The following is a 16833-nucleotide window of genomic DNA, read 5'->3' as shown; positions in this document are numbered from 1 at the left end:
CTCGCCCTCGTCAGGAAGTGTGGTTTATAGTCAGCGGGTTTAGAGATGTAGCCCCCGTTCGTGGGGCTTGACGAAGAACAATTGCGAGCCGGCGCAAGGCCGCTTTGGCAGTGGTACGGGCAGCAACGAGGCCAGGCACCACTACCACAGCGATCCTCTCGGGTTTTCAGGTAGGGCTTTTGCTCGACCCGAGCCTGCGCGCGGTTCAGGGAACGAGGACCACGCAAGATGGTTGCCACGAGATCGAGTCGTATAGCTGTGCTCGGTATATTGTTGGCGTTGTTGTCCGGCTGTGCCGGCACTTCGAAAAAGGCCATGGAGGCACCGGACGATTACTTTGCACGACAGCTGCCTGGTATGTCGTCTTCCTACAACCCGATGATGTCGCCGGTAGACAACCCAATTCTCCGCGTCAGCAGCCTGCACAATCCACCGCCCGAGCTGGTTCGCGAGGCGCTGCTTGCTCAACACGAACGCTGGGCGGGCACACCCTACAGAATCGGCGGCACCGGTCGTAGCGGAATCGACTGCTCGGCGCTGGTGCAGACGGTGTTCAGTGAAACCTTCCGCCTGCAGCTGCCACGCTCCACCGGTGAACAGGTACGCCAGGGCACGCAGATTTCCCGCGACGAGCTTCAGGTCGGCGATCTGGTATTCTTCCGGCCGCCGGGGCGTTACGATCACGTCGGCATCTATGTTGGCGACGGCTACTTCCTGCACGCCTCCACGTCCCAGGGTGTGATGCTCTCCGAGCTCGATAACAGCTATTGGCAGCGCTACTACTGGCAGGCCCGTCGTACGCTGGAGCCGACCACCTTGGCGCAGCGTGTCACCGCCACGGACGAAGGCTGAGATTCAGCGCGGCATATGCGAATCGCGGGTCGGGTTACAAGACCTCGCGCTGTGCGATGACGTAATCGACAAAGGCGCTTTCCGCCCGCGACAGGTAAGCGCCTCGCGCCCAGGCCAGCGACAGCTCGAGCCAGGCTGGGTTGGCGAAGGAAACCGCGGCGAGCTCGGGTTCGTCGACCACTCGGCGCAGGAAGGTGGTGATACCGAAACCTTGGCGCACGATCGCCTTGGTCAGCGGTATCAGGTTCGACTGAAAGGCGACGTTGGCTTCAAGCCCGGTTTCCCGCGACAGCGCATCGACGAACTCGCGATGAAAATAGCCGTCCTGGAACAGCACCAGCGGCTCTTGAAAGAACTCTTCGGCCGTCACGCTGCGGCGGCCAGCGAAGGTATGGGTGCGCGACACGCACACTACCATCTCCTCACGCAGTAACCGCCGCCGCTCCAGGTGGTGACTCTCTTCATCGTCTATCACCACGCCTAGATCCAGCTCGCCAGCGGCAATCATGCGCTGCAGCCGCCTCGCACCAGCCTCTACCACGGTGAGGCGTATGCCGGGGTGCTGCGCCTTGAAGCCCATCAGCAGCGGCGGGAAGTAATAAGAGCCTAACATCGAGGGGATGCCGATTCGCACCTCGCCTTTTACCAGCCCGTGGAGTTCCCGCATGGCCAGATGGGTGCTCTCGGCACGCTCTAACAGTTCGCGCGCGTGGGCATAAAGCGCTTCACCCTCAGGCGTCAAGCCAATGCGTCGTTCGTGACGGTGTAGAAGCGTCAGTTCCAGCTGTCGCTCGAGGTTGGCGATGGTCTGGCTGACGGCGGACTGGGCCACATGCAGCTCGCGGGCGGCGGCGCTGAAGCCGGCCCGGTCGGCGACCGTGATGAAGACGCGTAGCGCGCGCAGATCGAAGGGCAAGGCCATAAAGAGTCCTTGATAAGATAAAGAGATAGATACGATCTTTTTATTCTGTTTGGCTTATCATAAGCCATGGCGGATCATGGTGGCCAAGCCTTTCCACTCAGGATTCGTGCATGATCGTCGCTCGCTCCAGCGCTTGGTGGCGTGCCACCCTGGCACTCTGTCTCGGTTCCATTCTGGTGTTCGTCAACCTCTATGCGCCGCAGCCACTGCTACCCAATTTGCGCCAGGCGTATGGCGTATCGACGCTGGGGGTCAGCCTGATCATGTCGGTCGCTACGCTGGCGTTGGCAGGGGCGCTGCTGGTGTTCGGCCCGCTGTCCGATGCCATCGGACGCGGCGCCATCATGCGAGTGACACTGCTGTTGACCGCGCTGTGTTCCCTGGGTCTGGCCTTTGCACCCAATTTCGAATTTCTATTGGCGCTGCGCCTGGTTCAAGGGTTCGTACTCGGCGGGCTGCCGGCGGTGGCCATTGCCTGGATGGGCGATGAATTCGATCGACCGGCATTGATGGCGGCCGTCGGGCTCTACATCGGGGCCAATACGCTGGGAGGCATAGGTGGGCGTCTGATTGGGGGCGGCGTCGGTGAAATCGGCGGTGCCAGTGCCGGCTTCCTCGTCGTGGGAGTGGTGACGCTGGTCGGGGTGGCGCTGTTCTGGAGGCTTCTGCCGGCGCCACGGCAGTTCAAGCCGCGCCGCTTCGAGCTGCGCGGCGCACTGGCCGATCTGCGTGCCCACCTGCGCCATCCGCTGCTGCTGGCGGCCTATTTGCTGGGCGGTATCAATTTCCTCATCTTCATCAACCAGTACAGCTATATCACCTTCCGCCTGGCCGAGGAGCCGTTCGGCTTGAGCGCGCGCTGGCTGGGAATGATCTTCCTCACATACCTGGGCGGCACTCTGAGCTCCGCACTTTCCGGCCGGCTGACGCGACACTTGAGTCAGCCGGCCTGCATGACGCTGGGCATACTCATCCTGATGAGCGGCACCTTCCTGACACTGGCCGATTCCCTGGCCTGGATCATTACCGGCCTGACCGTCAATGCCGTGGGTTTCTTTCTGGCTCATTCCATGGCCTCGAGCTGGGTCAGCCGGCAGGCGGAGCGGGCGAGGGGCAGTGCATCGGCGCTCTATCTGGTCTTCTATTACCTGGGAGCGAGCCTCGGTAGCCTGTGGCTGGAGCCGTTCTGGCAGCGGGGCGGCTGGTTCGGCGTGGCGATCGGCTCCTGGCTGCTGCTCAGCCTGACTCTCGCCATCGCCCTCTGGCTGTGGCGCGGTGAACGTGGCTTCGAAAGGCTACCGCTGGTGCGCTAGCCCCCCGGCCTCGTCGCCCCATATCTGCTCCAGGCGGCGCTCGCGACCGCAGGCCGCCTTGTAATAGTTGTAGCGCACCGGATTCTTGCGATAGTAGTCCTGATGGTACTCCTCGGCGGGGTAGAAAGCTTCGAAGGCGGCAACTTGGGTGGCGATGGGCTCGTCGAATCGCTCCGCCACCTCATCCAGGCTGGCCTCGGCCAGCTCTCTTTCGGCATCGCTCGAGTAGAAGATCGCGCTGCGATAAGCCTCGCCCACGTCGCAGAACTGGCGATCGACGGCAAAGGGGTCGATGTTGCGCCAAAACACATGCAGAAGCGTGGCGTAGTCCACCGCCGAAGGGTCGTACTCCACCAGCACCACTTCGGCGTGACCGGTCGTACCGTTGACTACCTCCTGGTAAGTGGGATTTTCCACGTGCCCACCGCTGAAGCCGGATGTGGTCGCCACCACACCCTCTACCTTGTCGAAAGCCTCCTCCACGCACCAAAAGCAGCCGCCGCCGAATACGGCAGAGGCGGTTTCGCTGCTCGCCATGCTTTTTCCCAAGGGCAAAACCAGCAGTACCAGCGGTACCAACCCGCTCAGTAGGCTATGTCGTATTCTGATCATGTCGGATTGCCTCGTGTTGTTCCTCTGCGGACTGTAAGGTTGGAAGCTGTTACGCGACTCAGGTTCCGTATAACCTCTGTTTAATCTACTTGAAGTCGGGAGTCTTTCGTGACGCGCCGTCGATTGCTGCTTGTCTTCGTGCTGATCCTCATCGTGGGCGGCTATTTTCTCAGCGGTGCAGACGAGCTGCTGACACTGGCCAACCTGCAGGCCGAACAGGCGCGCTTTCAGGCCTGGCTGACCGAGGAGCCGGTCATGGTCGTGGGCGGCTTCTTTGCGCTCTACGTGCTCATGGCGGCACTCTCACTGCCCGGTGCCACGCTGTTGACGGTTCTCGGCGGGGCGCTGTTCGGCTTTGGCTGGGGACTGCTGATCATCTCTTTTGCCAGTACGCTGGGTGCTACCCTGGCAGCCCTGATCGCCAGAACATTGGCGCGTACGCCGCTCGAAAGACGTTTTGCGCCCCAGCTCGAGCGTATCAATGCCGGCATTCGTCGCGAAGGGGCCTTCTATCTCTTTACTCTGCGCCTGATCCCTCTGTTCCCCTTCTTCGTCATCAATCTGGTGATGGGACTCACTCGCATGCGCCTGTTGACCTTCTACTGGGTCAGCCAACTAGGCATGCTGCCGGGCACGGCGGTGTTCGTGAATGCCGGGCGCGAGCTTGGCAACCTGCAATCGCTGGGGGATATTCTCTCACCCGGGCTGATCGGCTCGTTTGTGCTGATCGGCCTTTTTCCATGGTTGGCACGTGGGCTGGTCGCTTTTATCAAGCGTCGCCGGCTGGCGCGGCGTCATTCACGCCCGACACGCTTCGATTACGATATCGTGGTGATTGGCGGCGGCTCGGCGGGCCTGGTGGCCAGCTACATCGCAGCGGCGGTCAAGGCCAAAGTGGCCTTGGTGGAGCGTGACCGCCTGGGCGGCGACTGCCTGAACACCGGTTGCGTGCCGTCCAAGGCGCTGATCCATGCGGCTCGGATAGCCGAGGAGATTCGCGGTTCGCAACGCTACGGTATCGAGGCGGGTGAGCCGCGAATCGATTTCCAGGCCGTCATGGCTCATGTGCATCGCGCCGTTCGCGAGATTGAACCCCATGACAGCCGCGAGCGATACGAGGGGCTCGGGGTCGATGTAGTGGCCGGTGAGGCCTTCTTGCAAGACCCATGGCGAGTGCGGGTCACGGCCGAAGATGCAACGCAGCTGCTCACCACACGGCACGTCATCATTGCCAGCGGGGCGAGGCCGAAGGTGCCATCCTTGCCCGGCCTCGAGGCCATAGAGGTGCTCACTTCGGAAAATCTATGGCAGCTCGAGAGTCTGCCCGAGCGGCTGGTAGTGCTGGGTGGTGGGCCGATTGGCTGCGAACTGGGTCAGAGCTTTGCCCGCCTGGGTAGCCGGGTGGATCTGGTGGAGGCGGGGGTGCAGCTGCTACCCCGCGAGGACCTCGATGCTGCCGAACTGCTGCGCCTGCGGCTCGAGAGGGAGGGCGTGTCAGTGTGGTTGGAAACCTGCGCGATACGCGTCGCGGCTGCTGACGAACTGGAAGGACATGTGCTCGAGGTCGAACGGCGCCTGGCCTCTGGCGAGGTCGAGACGAGGCGGCTGCCCTTCGACCGGTTGCTGGTGGCAGTGGGACGCCAGGCCAATGTGGCGGGCATGGGGCTCGAAGCACTGGGGGTAGAGACACGCGAGGACGGCACACTGGCGGTGAATGAAAGCCTGCAGAGTGTACTCCCCAATGTCTGGGCCTGCGGCGACGTGACCGGACCTTTTCAGCTGACCCATGCCAGTGCCCACCAGGCCTGGCATGCTACAGTGAATGCCTTGTTCGGTGAGTTCAAGCGCTTCCGGGTCAGCTATCGGGCGCTGCCTGCGGTCACTTACACCGAGCCGGAGGTGGCGCGAGTCGGGCTGAGCGAGCGCGAAGCGCGCCGCCGCGGCATCGCTTTCGAAGTGACACGCTATTCCCTTGCCGAACTGGACCGGGCCATTGCCGAGGGCCGGGCAGAAGGGTTCGTCAAGGTACTGACGGTGCCGGGTCGCGATCGCATTCTGGGCGCCAGCGTGGTGGGGCAGGGGGCCGGAGAGCTGCTGGCCGAGTTCACTCTCGCCATGACTCACGGCATCGGCTTGAACAAGCTGCTGGGCACGGTTCACCCCTATCCCACCTGGTCGGAGGCGGCCAAGGCCACCGCCGGCGTGTGGAAGAACGCCCACAAGCCCGAGCGCTTGTTGACCTGGCTCGCGCGCTACTTTACCTGGCGTCGAGGCGCAGAAAGGAGAAGGGATGCTTGATCGCTGGACCATGCCGCTGACCCAGGCACCGTTGCAGCTCGTGGCGAGGCAAATGCAGCGCTGGGGGATTCGTCCCGATCAGGTGACGCTCGTCTCCTTCGGCATCGGTATGCTCAGCCTGCCGCTGCTGGCGCTGGAGCACTATCTGGCCGCGCTGGTGGCGATTCTGCTCAACCGCCTGGGCGACGGCGTGGATGGCGCCCTGGCTCGTTTGGCGGATTCCGCTAGCGATGCCGGGGGCTTCCTGGATATCGGACTCGACTTCGTCTTCTACGCTGCGGTAGTCCTGGGGTTCGCCTTGGCCGACCCGTCAGCCAATGCCTTGGCAGCCGCTTTCCTGCTGTTCGCTTTCATCGGTACCGGGACGTCCTTTCTTGCCTTTGCCATCATGGCGGGCCGCCATGGCCTCGAACGGCCGCGATTTCAGCGCAAGGCGTTCTACTACTTGCATGGTTTGACCGAGGGCACGGAAACCATCCTCGCTTTCGTACTGTTCTGCTTGCTGCCGGGCCATTTTGCCCTGCTGGCCGTATTGTTCGGCGCAGCCTGCCTCATCACCACGGTCACGCGGTTATGGGGCGGCTACCGCACGCTGCGACGCCTCGAGACCCGTTCATGAACGACAAAAGGGGCAGCCAGAGGCTGCCCCTTTGCAGGGAGTCTGCGGGTCGGGAAGCGTTGAGTCAGTGCTCGACGCCGCCTTCGCCGTGCACGTGGCCGTGCTCGATCTCGTCCTGGCTGGCTTCACGTACCTGGGCGATCTCGACGTCGAAGTTGAGCTTCTGCCCGGCCAGCGGATGATTGCCGTCGACGGTGACGGTATCGCCTTCCACCTTGGTGACGGTAACCATCAGCGGGCCACCCTGGGTCTGGGCCTGAAATTGCATGCCGGGCTCTACGGCCTCGACGCCCTGGAACGCATCGCGCGGAACTTCCTGCACTAGCTGCGGCTGCACTTCGCCATAGCCTTCCTCGGGCGAGACGGTGACGTTGAGCTTCTCGCCGGCTTCGTGGCCTTCGAGCTGCTTTTCCAGCCCGGGAATGATGTTTCCGGCGCCGTGAAGATACGTGAGCGGTTGACGTCCTTCCGAGCTGTCCAGCACCTCACCTGCATCGTTGGTCAGGGTGTAGTGAAACGCGACAACAGAATTCTGCGCAATCTGCATTGATGAACCTTTCGGTGAGTGCATGTACTCCCCATGGTAACGTGCGACGCCCTGGCTGTCAGGGTGCATGCGGTATTTTCAGTTTTGGCTGACACTCCCTGAGCTTCGTTCACGCCCTTTGGTTGAGTTGCGCCAGTTGGGCCTCGCGGCTACCCTAGCGGGATCATTTTTTCCTACCCACCGTTATCGACTCATAATGGAGCGAGCCCATGACCGAAATCGTGATCTGGCTGATTGCCTTTGCCCTGATTCTGTTCTTCTGCATCAAGGCGTGGGAGACGGCCGTAAGTGCCGGTTTGAACAAGGTGGTTCCCCGTGTCCTCAAGAGCGATGACGAAAATCGCTGGGTCTGGGGCGTGGCGCTTGCCGTGCTGGGGGCCACCGCGCTGGTGCGTCCCATCGACATGCTGCTGACACTGATCATCATTGCCATCCTGGCTCTTGTCGTCAAAAAGCTGGCTGACTGGGCGATGGGCAGAACCAACTTCCACTGATCGTATGAGAGGCGCAGGGCTCCCTGGGGGGATGCCTTGGGCCGATGCCGGATCGATTCTACCGGCAGCGCTATAACGACGAGGGCCCGTGGTATCGACCGCGGGCCCTCGTTTTCTGCTCAGGTTGGATAATGCAGCCAACCGGGTGGAGAGGGTTGCAACTCAGTAGGGGGCGACGGTCACGTTGGCACCGCTGCCGATGATGCGTACGCGCTGCCCGACCTGGAATGCCTGGTCGGCGCGCTGCACGACCACCACGTTCTGGCCGTCGTCGCGGCGAATTTCCATCTCCCAGGCGCGTACCCGGTTGGTCGAATCCTCAATGGCGCTACCTGCCACGGCACCGCCGATCACACCAGCTGCCGTTGCCAGCTGCCGGCCGGAGCCGCCGCCCACCTGACGGCCGAGCATGCCGCCAACCACGGCGCCACCACCGGTACCCACAATGCCGCCCATGCGGCTGTCCGCCTGGATCTGCACTTGACGCAGTGCGGTGATGTTGCCGAACGTCACGGTCTGGGCAGTCCCGGCCTGAGTGCCACGGTAGACGTTGCCGCCCATGGTCGAGGTGTTTGCACAGCCAGCCAGGGTCAACATACCGATAGCCAGCAAGGGAAGAAGACGCTTCATGTACACCTCCTGTGGGCAAGTCGATGTCAGGGTCAAAATCGTCCATGCCATTTTTTAGGGAAACACTGTTTGCTAATCAGCTTAGCGACTCATGCTGAGTTTGACCAGTACAAGGCAGCGTAAGTGCCGCTCCATACGAGTATAAACCGGGTAAAGAATATGCAAGTTGCTGGTGCGACAGGCGGTCGAGCTGCAACGAGAGCCTGACGGGCTGGGATTATCGATGGCTACCGGCAAAGGGACAAGAAAAAAGGGAGGCACAAGGCCTCCCAAGGGTTCCAGTCGTTCTACCGTTTCGCCATGTCAGCCGAACTGGTTCATGGTGTTGTCCTTGCCACCGGCCTTGAGTGCCGCTTCGCCGTGGAAGAACTCCTTGTGGTCATCGCCGATGTTGGAGCCGGCCATGTCCTGGTGCTTGACGGTGGCGATGCCTTCGCGGATCTCGCGGCGCTGCACGCCAGCCACGTAGGCCAGCATGCCTTCGTCGCCGAAGTAGCCCTTGGCCAGGTTGTCGGTGGACAGGGCGGCAGTGTGATAGGTCGGCAGCGTGATCAGGTGGTGGAAGATACCGGCTTCACGTGCGGCGTCGCGCTGGAAGTTGCGGGTCCACTCGTCGGCCAGCTGACCAAGCTCGGTATTGTCGTACTCGGCGCTCATCAGGCTGGCGCGGTCATATGCGGAAACGTCCTTGCCTTCCTTCTGCCAGGCATCGAACACCTGCTGGCGGAAATTCAGGGTCCAGTTGAAGGAGGGCGAGTTGTTGTAGACCAGCTTGGCGTCCGGCACCACTTCACGGATACGGTTGACCATGCTGGCGATCTGGCCGACGTGGGGCTTCTCGGTTTCGATCCACAGCAGGTCGGCGCCATTCTGCAGGCTGGTGATACAGTCCAGTACCACGCGGTCTTCGCCGGTGCCGGGTTTGAACTGAAAGAGACCGGAAGCCAGGCGCTTGACCTTGACCAGCTTGCCGTTCTGCTTGATGACCACGTCGCCGTTGTCGATGTCGGAGGCCGAGATGATCTCGTCGCCGTCGAGGAAGCTGTTGTACTGATCACCCAGGTCGCCCGGCTCCTTGGTTACGGCGATCTTCTGCGTCAGGCCGGCGCCCAGGGAGTCGGTACGGGCGACGATCACGCCGTCGTCCACGCCGAGTTCGAGGAAGGCGTAGCGAACGGCATTGATCTTGGCCAGGAAGTCTTCATGGGGGACGGTGACCTTGCCATCCTGGTGGCCGCACTGCTTCTCGTCGGATACCTGGTTCTCGAGCTGGATACAGCAGGCACCTGCTTCGATCATCTGCTTGGCCAGCAGGTAGGTGGCCTCGGCGTTGCCGAAACCGGCGTCGATGTCGGCAATGATCGGCACCACATGGGTCTCGTGGTTGTCGATCTTGGCGATCAGCTCTTCGGCTTTCGCCTTGTCGCCGGCCTTCTGGGCTTCTTCCAGGTCGCGGAACAGGTGGTTCAGTTCCCAGGCATCGGCTTGGCGCAGGAAGGTGTAGAGCTCGCCGATCAGGCTCGAGACGGAGGTTTTCTCATGCATGGACTGGTCGGGCAGCGGACCGAACTCGGAGCGCAGGGCGGCAACCATCCACCCGGAGAGATAGAGGTAGCGACGCTTGGTGGTGCCGAAGTGCTTCTTGATCGAAATCAGCTTCTGCTGACCGATGAAGCCGTGCCAGCACCCCAGCGACTGAGTGTACTGAGCGCTGTCGGCATCGTAGGCGGCCATGTCTTCGCGCATGATCTTGGCGGTGTAGCGAGCGATGTCCAGACCGGTCTTGAAACGGTTCTGGGCACGCATGCGGGCGGCATTCTCGGGGCTGATGCTGGCCCATTTGCCTTGCTGGGCTTCACGCAGTTGAGCCAGTGCCTTGATGTCGTCTTTGTATGACATGTTTGCCATCCTTCCGATCAGGTGGGGTCGTCGGTCGCTTGCTTGCGGCATCGTCCGGGCTGACCGGTTATGCTGCACGTGCGAATTAGTGTCAGATTCAACCACTACGAACTGCTTGTCTCTACGGCCTTGGTCGAATCTAACCCCGGCACGAAAACGGTTCTTGGACTCGTGGCTTTTCGAGTGTCATCGAACGGTCGTTTTAATGCCGGCTTGGTATCACTATGCCGCATGATGACTGCACTTCACAATCATCACTTGGGGGGAGGTAGCGTTGTAGTTCGACTACAAGAGCAGGAGAAGCCCTATGATTCCTGTAGTCGAATTTCGCCCTTGAAACTGCGACAGAGAGGTTTACACGTTCAATGAGAGGCGCATGTTGCGGTGCGGTATGCCGGCATCCATGAAGACGTCGCCGAAAGCGACGAAACCAAGATTTTCATAAAAGGCGAGGGCGTGGGTCTGGGCAGCGAGCTCGACCTGCGGATGACCCAGGCGGCGTGCCGTGGCGATGGCGGCCTGCATCAGCGCCGCACCGATGCCAAGCCCACGTGCTTCATGCAGTACGGCGACGCGACCGATATGCCCGTCGGGCAGCAGCCGTGCGGTGCCCAGCGGTGCTCCTTGGCGCAGGGCAAGGAAATGCCGGCACTCAGGGTCGCGGCCGTCCCACTCCTCTGAAAGCGGTACGCGCTGCTCCTCGATGAACACTACACGGCGAATGTCGCTGGCGAGCTCGCCAAGTTCTTCCCAGCTCCCTTCGTGAATATCGACACGCTCCGTCATGCTGTCATTCCTCCTCCGGCCAGGCCAGCGTACCTGCATCGACCAGAGCCGCCAGCAGTTCGGCGGCACCTTCATGCCTCAACACGGCGGCATCCAGGGGCGCGTTGCCGGCCACGGCGCGCGCTAGCGCTGGCGCGCAGAGGAAGCCGTCACCGTCGGCGAACAGCGTGGCATGCGTTTCGTCGAGCATACGCCAGGCGAAGCGCGAACCTGCGCTGCGCAGCAATTCCTCGCCATCCTGTAGTAAAGCGACAAGCTCGTCGACGTCGGTAGGGGTCTCGCTGGGCGCCAGCTGGTCGACGTACTTGGGCTGGGTCATCACACGACCGAACCACTGGGCCAGTTGAGTCGGATCGTCGAGCGTGGCGAGAATGAGTTCGCGCATGCGTTCGAGGGCGTCGTAATCGAGTTCCGCCGGGTCGGTAGGCGGTATCATGCCGGCATCGCCGTAGCGACGCGAGGCGGGTAGCTGTTCGCCCAGGTAGTCGGCATAGGAGGTGATCGCCTCATCGGCCGAAGGGGCGCGAAAGCCCACCGAGTAGGTCATGCAGTCATCGGATTGGCTGACGCCATGATGCGCCCAGCCCGGGGGCAGGTAGAGCATGTCGCCGGGCTCCAGTACCCAGTCGTCGTCCGATTCTACGTCGAAACGCTCGAGGATACGCAAATCGATACCGGTCAGGATGGGGGCGTCATCGGGCACCTTGCCGCCGAGTTGCCAGCGCCGCCGGCCAAGGCCCTGGATCAGGAATACATCGTACTGGTCGACGTGAGGGCCGACGCTGCCGCCAGGGGGAGCGTAGCTGATCATGATGTCGTCGAGCCGCCAGCGGGGCAGGAAGTCGAATTGGTCGAGCAGCTCGGCCACCTCGGGGACATAGTGGTCCACGGCCTGTACCAGCAGGGTCCAGTCGCGCTCCGGCAGCTCGCTGAAGATGGCCTCGTCGAAGGGGCCGTGGCTGACCTGCCAAGGACCGTCAGGGCCGTCCTCTTCTACCAGGCGGGCTTCCACGCCCTCTTCGCAGGCAAGCCCGGCCAGTTCGTCGGGGTCGAGGGGGCTCTCGAAATCGGCAAAGGCGCCGCGAATCAGCAGCGGTTTGCGCTGCCAGTAGTCGCGCAGGAACTCGGCGGCGGTAAGGCCGCCCAACAGGCTGAGGGGGGCGTCGCTTGGCATGGTGTCTCGCTATCCGACAGAAGCACGAAGTATCGCAGGGCGCGATTGACGGCCCTGCGGGATAAAAGAGTAATGGTAGCGTATCGCGACGCCCCAGGCTCAGCGGTTGGCGCCGGGCACCCAGAGCACGTCGCGCTCGCCGTTGCCGTTGGCACGGCGGGCGAGGACGAACAGCAGGTCGGAGAGGCGGTTGAGATAGCGCAGCACCTCGGGGTTGAGCGGCTGTTCGGCCATCAATGCCGTGACCATGCGCTCGGCGCGGCGGGTCACGGTGCGTGCCAGGTGCAGGTGAGCGGCAAGCGGGCTGCCACCGGGCAGGATGAAGGAGCGCAGCGTGGCGAGTTCGGCGTTACAAGCATCGATCCTCGCCTCGAGATACTCCACCTGTGCCGCCGTGACTCGCAGTGGCGGGTACTCGGGCGCCTCCTGCTCGGGCGTGCACAGGTCGGCGCCAACGTCGAACAGGTCGTTCTGTACCCGGGCCAGGACCTCGTGCAGTTCACCCTCGGCGTGGAGCTGAGCCAGTCCGAGGGTGGCGTTGGCTTCGTCCACGCTGCCGAAGGCTTCCACGCGCAGGTCGTGCTTGGCCACGCGGCTGCCGTCGCCGAGGCCGGTATCGCCCTTGTCACCGGTGCGCGTATAGATCTTGGTCAGCTTGACCATCGTTCTCTCCTGCGGCGTTTTTTGCGTCTCTCAGAGCCGGCGGGCCTGGGCCTCGGCGTTGCCGATATAAGTGGCCGGGGTCAGCGCCTTGAGCTCTGTCTTGACCTCGCCCGGCAGTTCCAGCGTGTCGATGAAAGCAGCGAAACCGGCCTGGTCGATGCGCTTGCCACGGGTCAGTTCCTTGAGCTTCTCATAGGGCTTCTCGATGCCGTAGCGACGCATGACCGTCTGGATCGGCTCGGCGAGCACTTCCCAGCTGGCATCGAGGTCCTCGGCCAGGCGTGCCGGGTTGGCCTCGAGCTTGGAGATCCCCTTGAGGGCGGCATGGTAGGCGATAAGGCCGTAGGCCAGGCCCACGCCGAGGTTACGCAGCACCGTGGAGTCGGTGAGATCGCGTTGCCAGCGTGAGATCGGCAGCTTCTGGGCCAGATGACCCAGCATGGCGTTGGCCAGGCCCAGGTTGCCTTCGGAGTTCTCGAAGTCGATGGGATTGACCTTGTGCGGCATGGTCGAGGAGCCGATCTCACCCTCGACGGTCTTCTGCTTGAAGTAGCCCAACGAGATGTAGCCCCAGACGTCGCGATCGAAATCGATCAGCACGGTATTGAAGCGGCAGAACGCATCGAACAGCTCGGCGATGTAGTCGTGGGGCTCGATCTGCGTGGTATAGGGGTTGAAGGTCAGCCCCAGGCCCTCGACGAAGGTGCGCGCATTCGCTTCCCAGTCCACTTCCGGGTAAGTGGCCAGGTGAGCGTTGTAGTTGCCCACCGCGCCGTTGATCTTGCCCAGAATCTCGACGCTTTCGATCGCCTTGAGCTGGCGACGCAGACGGTAGGCGACGTTGGCCATCTCCTTGCCCAGGGTGGTGGGGCTTGCGGTCTGGCCGTGGGTGCGCGAAAGCATCGGCTGGGCAGCGTGTTCATGGGCCAGCTTGGCGATCTCTTCGGTGACCTGATGCATCACCGGCAACAGGGTCTTGAGGCCGTCAGCCAGCATCACGCCATAGGAGAGGTTGTTGATGTCCTCGCTGGTGCAGGCGAAGTGCACGAACTCGGTGATCGCGTGCAGCTCGGGCTGTTCGGCGATCTTTTCCTTGATGAAGTACTCCACCGCCTTGACGTCATGATTGGTGGTGCGCTCGATCTCCTTGATGCGCTCGGCGTCGGCCAGGGAGAAGTCACGAAGCATGGCTTCGAGGAAAGCGGTAGCCTCGGCCGAAAGGGGGGGCACCTCGACGATGCCGCCCTGCTCGGCAAGACGCTGGAGCCAGCGGACCTCGACGACCACACGAGCGCGGATCAGCCCGAACTCGCTGAAGTGCTCGCGCAGTGTCTCGGCCTTGTTGCCATAACGACCGTCGACAGGAGAGAGGGCGGTGAGTGCGGTGAGGGGCAGAGAAGCGGCTTGCATGGTCGTTTATCCAATACGTGTAGGTGGAAGGCATGAACGAAAGGCGGGTTGGCCAAAGAGTCTCAGCCCAACTGATCCAGGGCTTTCTTCAGGGCGCCGCGCTGGAAGACCAGCTTCCAGCGTCGGCCTCCCTGCTGGTGCCAGAGCAGGGCGAAGCGGATGCCGGCGAGCAGGATGGCGCGCACCCGCTCGGGCATCATGCGGCTCTGCAGCATCGAAGGATCGCCCTGTACCACGATGCGCGTCTTGAGCGTCGAGAGCGTCTCCTGATAGGCCTCGCCCAGGCTGGCAATGACGTTCTCGTGGGTGGCGCCGAAGTGTTCGGCCTGACCCTGGATGCGGGTCAGGTGCTGCCCCAGGTCGGCCATCATGGCATCGTCACTGCGCAGCTTGCTCATCAACAGCAGCAGTGAGAAGCCGTAGCGCAGCACTGCCGGGTTGGCCTGCTTGCGACCCACGACTGCCTCGAGCACTTCGAGGCCTCGACGCAGGTTGTTGGGATGGCCGCCGTAGATCGCCTCGAAGCTCTCGGGGTTGGTATCCAGGGTGGCGCGTATCAGGGTTTCCCAGGGACGCGGCTCGATCTGGCCGGTACGGGCCAGTTCGTCGACCAGGCTGGCAGCCTGAAACACGCCGGCCAATGCCAGGGCCTGGCGAGCATTGGCGGAGTCAGGGACACGATGGATGGGGGTGGTGTTCATGTGCCGGTCTCCGTGGCGTTCCAGATAGCGCGGATCACGCCGCCTCCGAGGCAGATGTCGCCATCGTAGAGTACCAGCGATTGGCCCGGGGTAACGGCGCGCTGGGGCTCATCGAAGCGCACCTCCACGCCGCCGTCCTCTCGCGTGTGCACCGTACAGGGCACGTCGCTTTGGCGATAGCGGGTCTTGGCGGTAAAGCGACCTTCGGGGGCGGGTGGCTCACCGGCCACCCAGTCCATCGCCTCGGTTGCCAGCGAGTCGGTATAGAGAAGCGGGTGGTGCTTGCCCTGAACGGCGACCAGCACGTTGCGTTCGAGGTCCTTTCCCGCCACGTACCACGGCGCCTCGGGGTGGTTGGCCAGGCCGCCGATACCGAGCCCCTGGCGCTGACCCAAGGTGTAATACATCAGCCCCATGTGCTCGCCGATCACCTCGCCGTCAGGCGTTTCGATGGTGCCCGGCTGGGCGGGCAGGTATTGCTGCAGGAAGTCGCGAAAACGGCGCTCTCCGATGAAGCAGATGCCGGTGGAATCCTTCTTGCGTGCCGTGGCCAGGCCGTGGCGCTCGGCAATGGCGCGCACTTCCGGTTTTTCCAACTCCCCGACGGGGAACAGGGTGCGGGCGATGGCAACCTCCGGCACGGCGTGCAGGAAGTAGCTCTGATCCTTGTTGGCATCGATGCCCTTGAGCAGGCGTGGGCGCCCGTGGCGCACGCCGCCACGGACGTAATGGCCGGTGGCGATCTTCTCGGCGCCGAGCATCTCGGCATACTCGAGGAACACCTTGAACTTGATTTCGCGGTTGCACAGGATGTCGGGATTAGGCGTGCGACCGGCCTTGTACTCGGCCAGGAAGTGCTCGAACACGTTGTCCCAGTATTCCGCTGCAAAATTGGCGCTGTGCAGTTTGATGCCGAGCTTTTCGCACACGGCCTGGGCGTCCGCCAGGTCGGCCTTGGCGGTACAGTACTCGGTGCCGTCGTCCTCGTCCCAGTTCTTCATGAACAGGCCTTCGACCTGATAACCCTGCTCCATGAGCAGCAGAGCGGAAACGGAAGAGTCGACGCCGCCGGACATGCCGACGATCACCTTGCCTGAGGTGGCGGTCATGGGCGCTCTCGGGTTGAGTGGGTCGCAAATGGGCGGGGATTATACCCTACATTTTGTAGTGTCTTCATCCTGGCGCGCGGATGACGCTTTTGCATGTCTGTGCATTCTCAGGTAATTGACCGGCCGGCCAGTTAGCGCTATGGTCGCGTCATGAGCCAAAGAATCCAGACCCGTGACCCTGAGCTGACCCGCACGCGTATTCTCGACGCGGCGGAAACCCTGTTCGTCGAGCAGGGGTTCTCCGCCGTCAAGCTGAGCGCGCTGGCGCGCTCGGCGGGAGTTACCAAGAGCCTGATTCACCACCATTTCGGCAGCAAGGAGCAGCTGTGGGAGGCGGTCAAGAATCGCGCCTTCGAGCGCTATTTCACCGCCCAGATGGCCATGCTGGAAGAAGCTGGAGAGCCGAACGCCGCGCTGCTGCGCAGTTCGGTGGTGGCCTATTTCCACTTTCTGCGGGACAACCCCGGGGTTGTACGGCTGTTTGCCTGGACTCACCTGGAGGGGGACTCCCATTGCAGTGACCTCGACAATCAGCTCGTCGGCGCGGGAGCCGAGTGGGTGCGCCAGACCCAGCTGCGCGGTCTGCTGCGTCAGGACATCAATCCCACCCATGTCATCGCCATCTTCGTGATGACCTGCACCCAGTGGTTCGAGGCCAAGTGCCATCATGAGAACTGGCCGGGCATGGGCTCTGACGAGGCGTTTCTGGAGGACTTCCTGAAAATATTCATGGAAGGGTTGGTGCCTCGTGAGTAAGCGTTTTTTTACATCAATAACTGACCGGTCGGCCAGTTTATGGGCCGG

17 protein-coding genes are annotated in these 16833 nt (G+C 62.5%); 6 read left to right on the top strand and 11 right to left on the bottom strand.

The window, feature by feature from the left end:
* Positions 1–357: 357 nt before the first annotated feature.
* Positions 358–852 carry a C40 family peptidase gene (locus AC2VNO_RS14015; RefSeq protein WP_486934698.1) on the top strand — a complete coding sequence of 165 codons (495 nt, stop codon included), beginning with the start codon at positions 358–360 and terminating at the stop codon, positions 850–852.
* Positions 853–886: 34 nt separating this feature from the next.
* Here the strand turns inward: AC2VNO_RS14015 and AC2VNO_RS14010 are convergent, their stop codons facing one another.
* Entirely contained in the window at positions 887–1774 is an 888-nt protein-coding gene (locus tag AC2VNO_RS14010) for a LysR family transcriptional regulator (RefSeq protein ID WP_486934697.1), read from the bottom strand.
* A 110-nt stretch (positions 1775–1884) separates the two neighbouring features.
* Between AC2VNO_RS14010 and AC2VNO_RS14005 the strand changes: the two genes are divergently transcribed.
* The gene (locus AC2VNO_RS14005; RefSeq protein ID WP_486934696.1) at positions 1885–3087 is read left to right on the top strand and encodes an MFS transporter; all 1203 of its coding nucleotides are present in this window, start codon (positions 1885–1887) and stop codon (positions 3085–3087) included.
* Here the strand turns inward: AC2VNO_RS14005 and msrA are convergent.
* Positions 3070–3699, bottom strand: coding sequence for a peptide-methionine (S)-S-oxide reductase MsrA (gene msrA, locus AC2VNO_RS14000; RefSeq protein WP_486934695.1), 630 nt, complete (start codon positions 3697–3699; stop codon positions 3070–3072). The genes AC2VNO_RS14005 and msrA overlap by 18 nt on opposite strands.
* 108 nt (positions 3700–3807) lie before the next feature.
* Here msrA and AC2VNO_RS13995 point away from each other — a divergent pair, with 108 nt between their 5' ends.
* Both AC2VNO_RS13995 and AC2VNO_RS13990 read left to right on the top strand, forming a co-directional pair.
* Positions 3808–5997 (top strand): FAD-dependent oxidoreductase, encoded by a 2190-nt coding sequence (locus tag AC2VNO_RS13995; protein ID WP_486934694.1) that lies wholly within the window; start codon positions 3808–3810, stop codon positions 5995–5997.
* Complete coding sequence (locus AC2VNO_RS13990) at positions 5990–6616, top strand: CDP-alcohol phosphatidyltransferase family protein (protein WP_486934693.1); 627 nt, start codon at positions 5990–5992, stop codon at positions 6614–6616. Before AC2VNO_RS13995 ends, AC2VNO_RS13990 begins: the two co-directional genes overlap by 8 nt.
* 64 nt (positions 6617–6680) lie before the next feature.
* On the opposite strand, the gene AC2VNO_RS13985 is transcribed toward AC2VNO_RS13990, so the two are convergent.
* The gene (locus AC2VNO_RS13985; protein ID WP_486934692.1) at positions 6681–7163 is read right to left on the bottom strand and encodes an FKBP-type peptidyl-prolyl cis-trans isomerase; all 483 of its coding nucleotides are present in this window, start codon (positions 7161–7163) and stop codon (positions 6681–6683) included.
* Between the two features lie 209 nt (positions 7164–7372).
* On the opposite strand from AC2VNO_RS13985, the gene AC2VNO_RS13980 reads away from it, so the two are divergent.
* Complete coding sequence (locus AC2VNO_RS13980) at positions 7373–7657, top strand: hypothetical protein (protein WP_486934691.1); 285 nt, start codon at positions 7373–7375, stop codon at positions 7655–7657.
* Between the two features lie 162 nt (positions 7658–7819).
* Here the strand turns inward: AC2VNO_RS13980 and AC2VNO_RS13975 are convergent, their stop codons facing one another.
* From AC2VNO_RS13975 to mnmA, 8 genes are all read right to left on the bottom strand, one after another.
* A complete protein-coding gene (locus tag AC2VNO_RS13975) occupies positions 7820–8287 on the bottom strand; it encodes a glycine zipper 2TM domain-containing protein (RefSeq protein ID WP_228578313.1) in 468 nt (155 codons plus the stop codon).
* A gap of 303 nt (positions 8288–8590) precedes the next feature.
* The gene (locus tag AC2VNO_RS13970; protein WP_486934690.1) at positions 8591–10186 is read right to left on the bottom strand and encodes an isocitrate lyase; all 1596 of its coding nucleotides are present in this window, start codon (positions 10184–10186) and stop codon (positions 8591–8593) included.
* A 354-nt stretch (positions 10187–10540) separates the two neighbouring features.
* Positions 10541–10972, bottom strand: a complete 432-nt coding sequence (locus AC2VNO_RS13965; protein WP_486934689.1) for a GNAT family N-acetyltransferase — start codon at positions 10970–10972, stop codon at positions 10541–10543.
* A gap of 4 nt (positions 10973–10976) precedes the next feature.
* A complete protein-coding gene (locus AC2VNO_RS13960) occupies positions 10977–12146 on the bottom strand; it encodes a JmjC domain-containing protein (RefSeq protein WP_486934688.1) in 1170 nt (389 codons plus the stop codon).
* Positions 12147–12245: 99 nt separating this feature from the next.
* Complete coding sequence (locus tag AC2VNO_RS13955; RefSeq protein WP_486934687.1) at positions 12246–12809, bottom strand: cob(I)yrinic acid a,c-diamide adenosyltransferase; 564 nt, start codon at positions 12807–12809, stop codon at positions 12246–12248.
* Between the two features lie 30 nt (positions 12810–12839).
* Entirely contained in the window at positions 12840–14204 is a 1365-nt protein-coding gene (purB, locus tag AC2VNO_RS13950; RefSeq protein ID WP_486934700.1) for an adenylosuccinate lyase, read from the bottom strand.
* Positions 14205–14281: 77 nt separating this feature from the next.
* Positions 14282–14920 (bottom strand): high frequency lysogenization protein HflD, encoded by a 639-nt coding sequence (hflD, locus tag AC2VNO_RS13945; RefSeq protein ID WP_486934686.1) that lies wholly within the window; start codon positions 14918–14920, stop codon positions 14282–14284.
* Positions 14917–16029 (bottom strand): tRNA 2-thiouridine(34) synthase MnmA, encoded by a 1113-nt coding sequence (gene mnmA, locus AC2VNO_RS13940; RefSeq protein WP_486934685.1) that lies wholly within the window; start codon positions 16027–16029, stop codon positions 14917–14919. Before mnmA ends, hflD begins: the two co-directional genes overlap by 4 nt.
* 150 nt (positions 16030–16179) lie before the next feature.
* Here mnmA and AC2VNO_RS13935 point away from each other — a divergent pair, with 150 nt between their 5' ends.
* Positions 16180–16785 carry a TetR/AcrR family transcriptional regulator gene (locus AC2VNO_RS13935; protein ID WP_486934684.1) on the top strand — a complete coding sequence of 202 codons (606 nt, stop codon included), beginning with the start codon at positions 16180–16182 and terminating at the stop codon, positions 16783–16785.
* The last annotated feature ends 48 nt before the right edge of the window (positions 16786–16833 follow it).

It is taken from the genome of Halomonas sp. TH-94, from assembly GCF_057473365.1.
Note: the sequence above shows the minus strand (reverse complement) of the source record. Positions and strands in the feature narration are given on the sequence as shown.

Excerpts from the sequence above, each read along its gene's own strand:
- mnmA (WP_486934685.1), bottom strand. The coding sequence starts at position 16,029 with ATGACCGCCACCTCAGGCAAGGTGATCGTCGGCATGTCCGGCGGCGTC.
- AC2VNO_RS13935 (WP_486934684.1), top strand. The coding sequence starts at position 16,180 with ATGAGCCAAAGAATCCAGACCCGTGACCCTGAGCTGACCCGCACGCGT.
- hflD (WP_486934686.1), bottom strand. The coding sequence starts at position 14,920 with ATGAACACCACCCCCATCCATCGTGTCCCTGACTCCGCCAATGCTCGC.
- AC2VNO_RS13970 (WP_486934690.1), bottom strand. The coding sequence starts at position 10,186 with ATGTCATACAAAGACGACATCAAGGCACTGGCTCAACTGCGTGAAGCC.
- AC2VNO_RS14015 (WP_486934698.1), top strand. The coding sequence starts at position 358 with ATGTCGTCTTCCTACAACCCGATGATGTCGCCGGTAGACAACCCAATT.
- AC2VNO_RS14005 (WP_486934696.1), top strand. The coding sequence starts at position 1,885 with ATGATCGTCGCTCGCTCCAGCGCTTGGTGGCGTGCCACCCTGGCACTC.
- AC2VNO_RS14010 (WP_486934697.1), bottom strand. The coding sequence starts at position 1,774 with ATGGCCTTGCCCTTCGATCTGCGCGCGCTACGCGTCTTCATCACGGTC.
- AC2VNO_RS13960 (WP_486934688.1), bottom strand. The coding sequence starts at position 12,146 with ATGCCAAGCGACGCCCCCCTCAGCCTGTTGGGCGGCCTTACCGCCGCC.
- AC2VNO_RS13985 (WP_486934692.1), bottom strand. The coding sequence starts at position 7,163 with ATGCAGATTGCGCAGAATTCTGTTGTCGCGTTTCACTACACCCTGACC.
- AC2VNO_RS13990 (WP_486934693.1), top strand. The coding sequence starts at position 5,990 with ATGCTTGATCGCTGGACCATGCCGCTGACCCAGGCACCGTTGCAGCTC.
- AC2VNO_RS13965 (WP_486934689.1), bottom strand. The coding sequence starts at position 10,972 with ATGACGGAGCGTGTCGATATTCACGAAGGGAGCTGGGAAGAACTTGGC.
- AC2VNO_RS13975 (WP_228578313.1), bottom strand. The coding sequence starts at position 8,287 with ATGAAGCGTCTTCTTCCCTTGCTGGCTATCGGTATGTTGACCCTGGCT.
- AC2VNO_RS13980 (WP_486934691.1), top strand. The coding sequence starts at position 7,373 with ATGACCGAAATCGTGATCTGGCTGATTGCCTTTGCCCTGATTCTGTTC.
- AC2VNO_RS13955 (WP_486934687.1), bottom strand. The coding sequence starts at position 12,809 with ATGGTCAAGCTGACCAAGATCTATACGCGCACCGGTGACAAGGGCGAT.
- msrA (WP_486934695.1), bottom strand. The coding sequence starts at position 3,699 with ATGATCAGAATACGACATAGCCTACTGAGCGGGTTGGTACCGCTGGTA.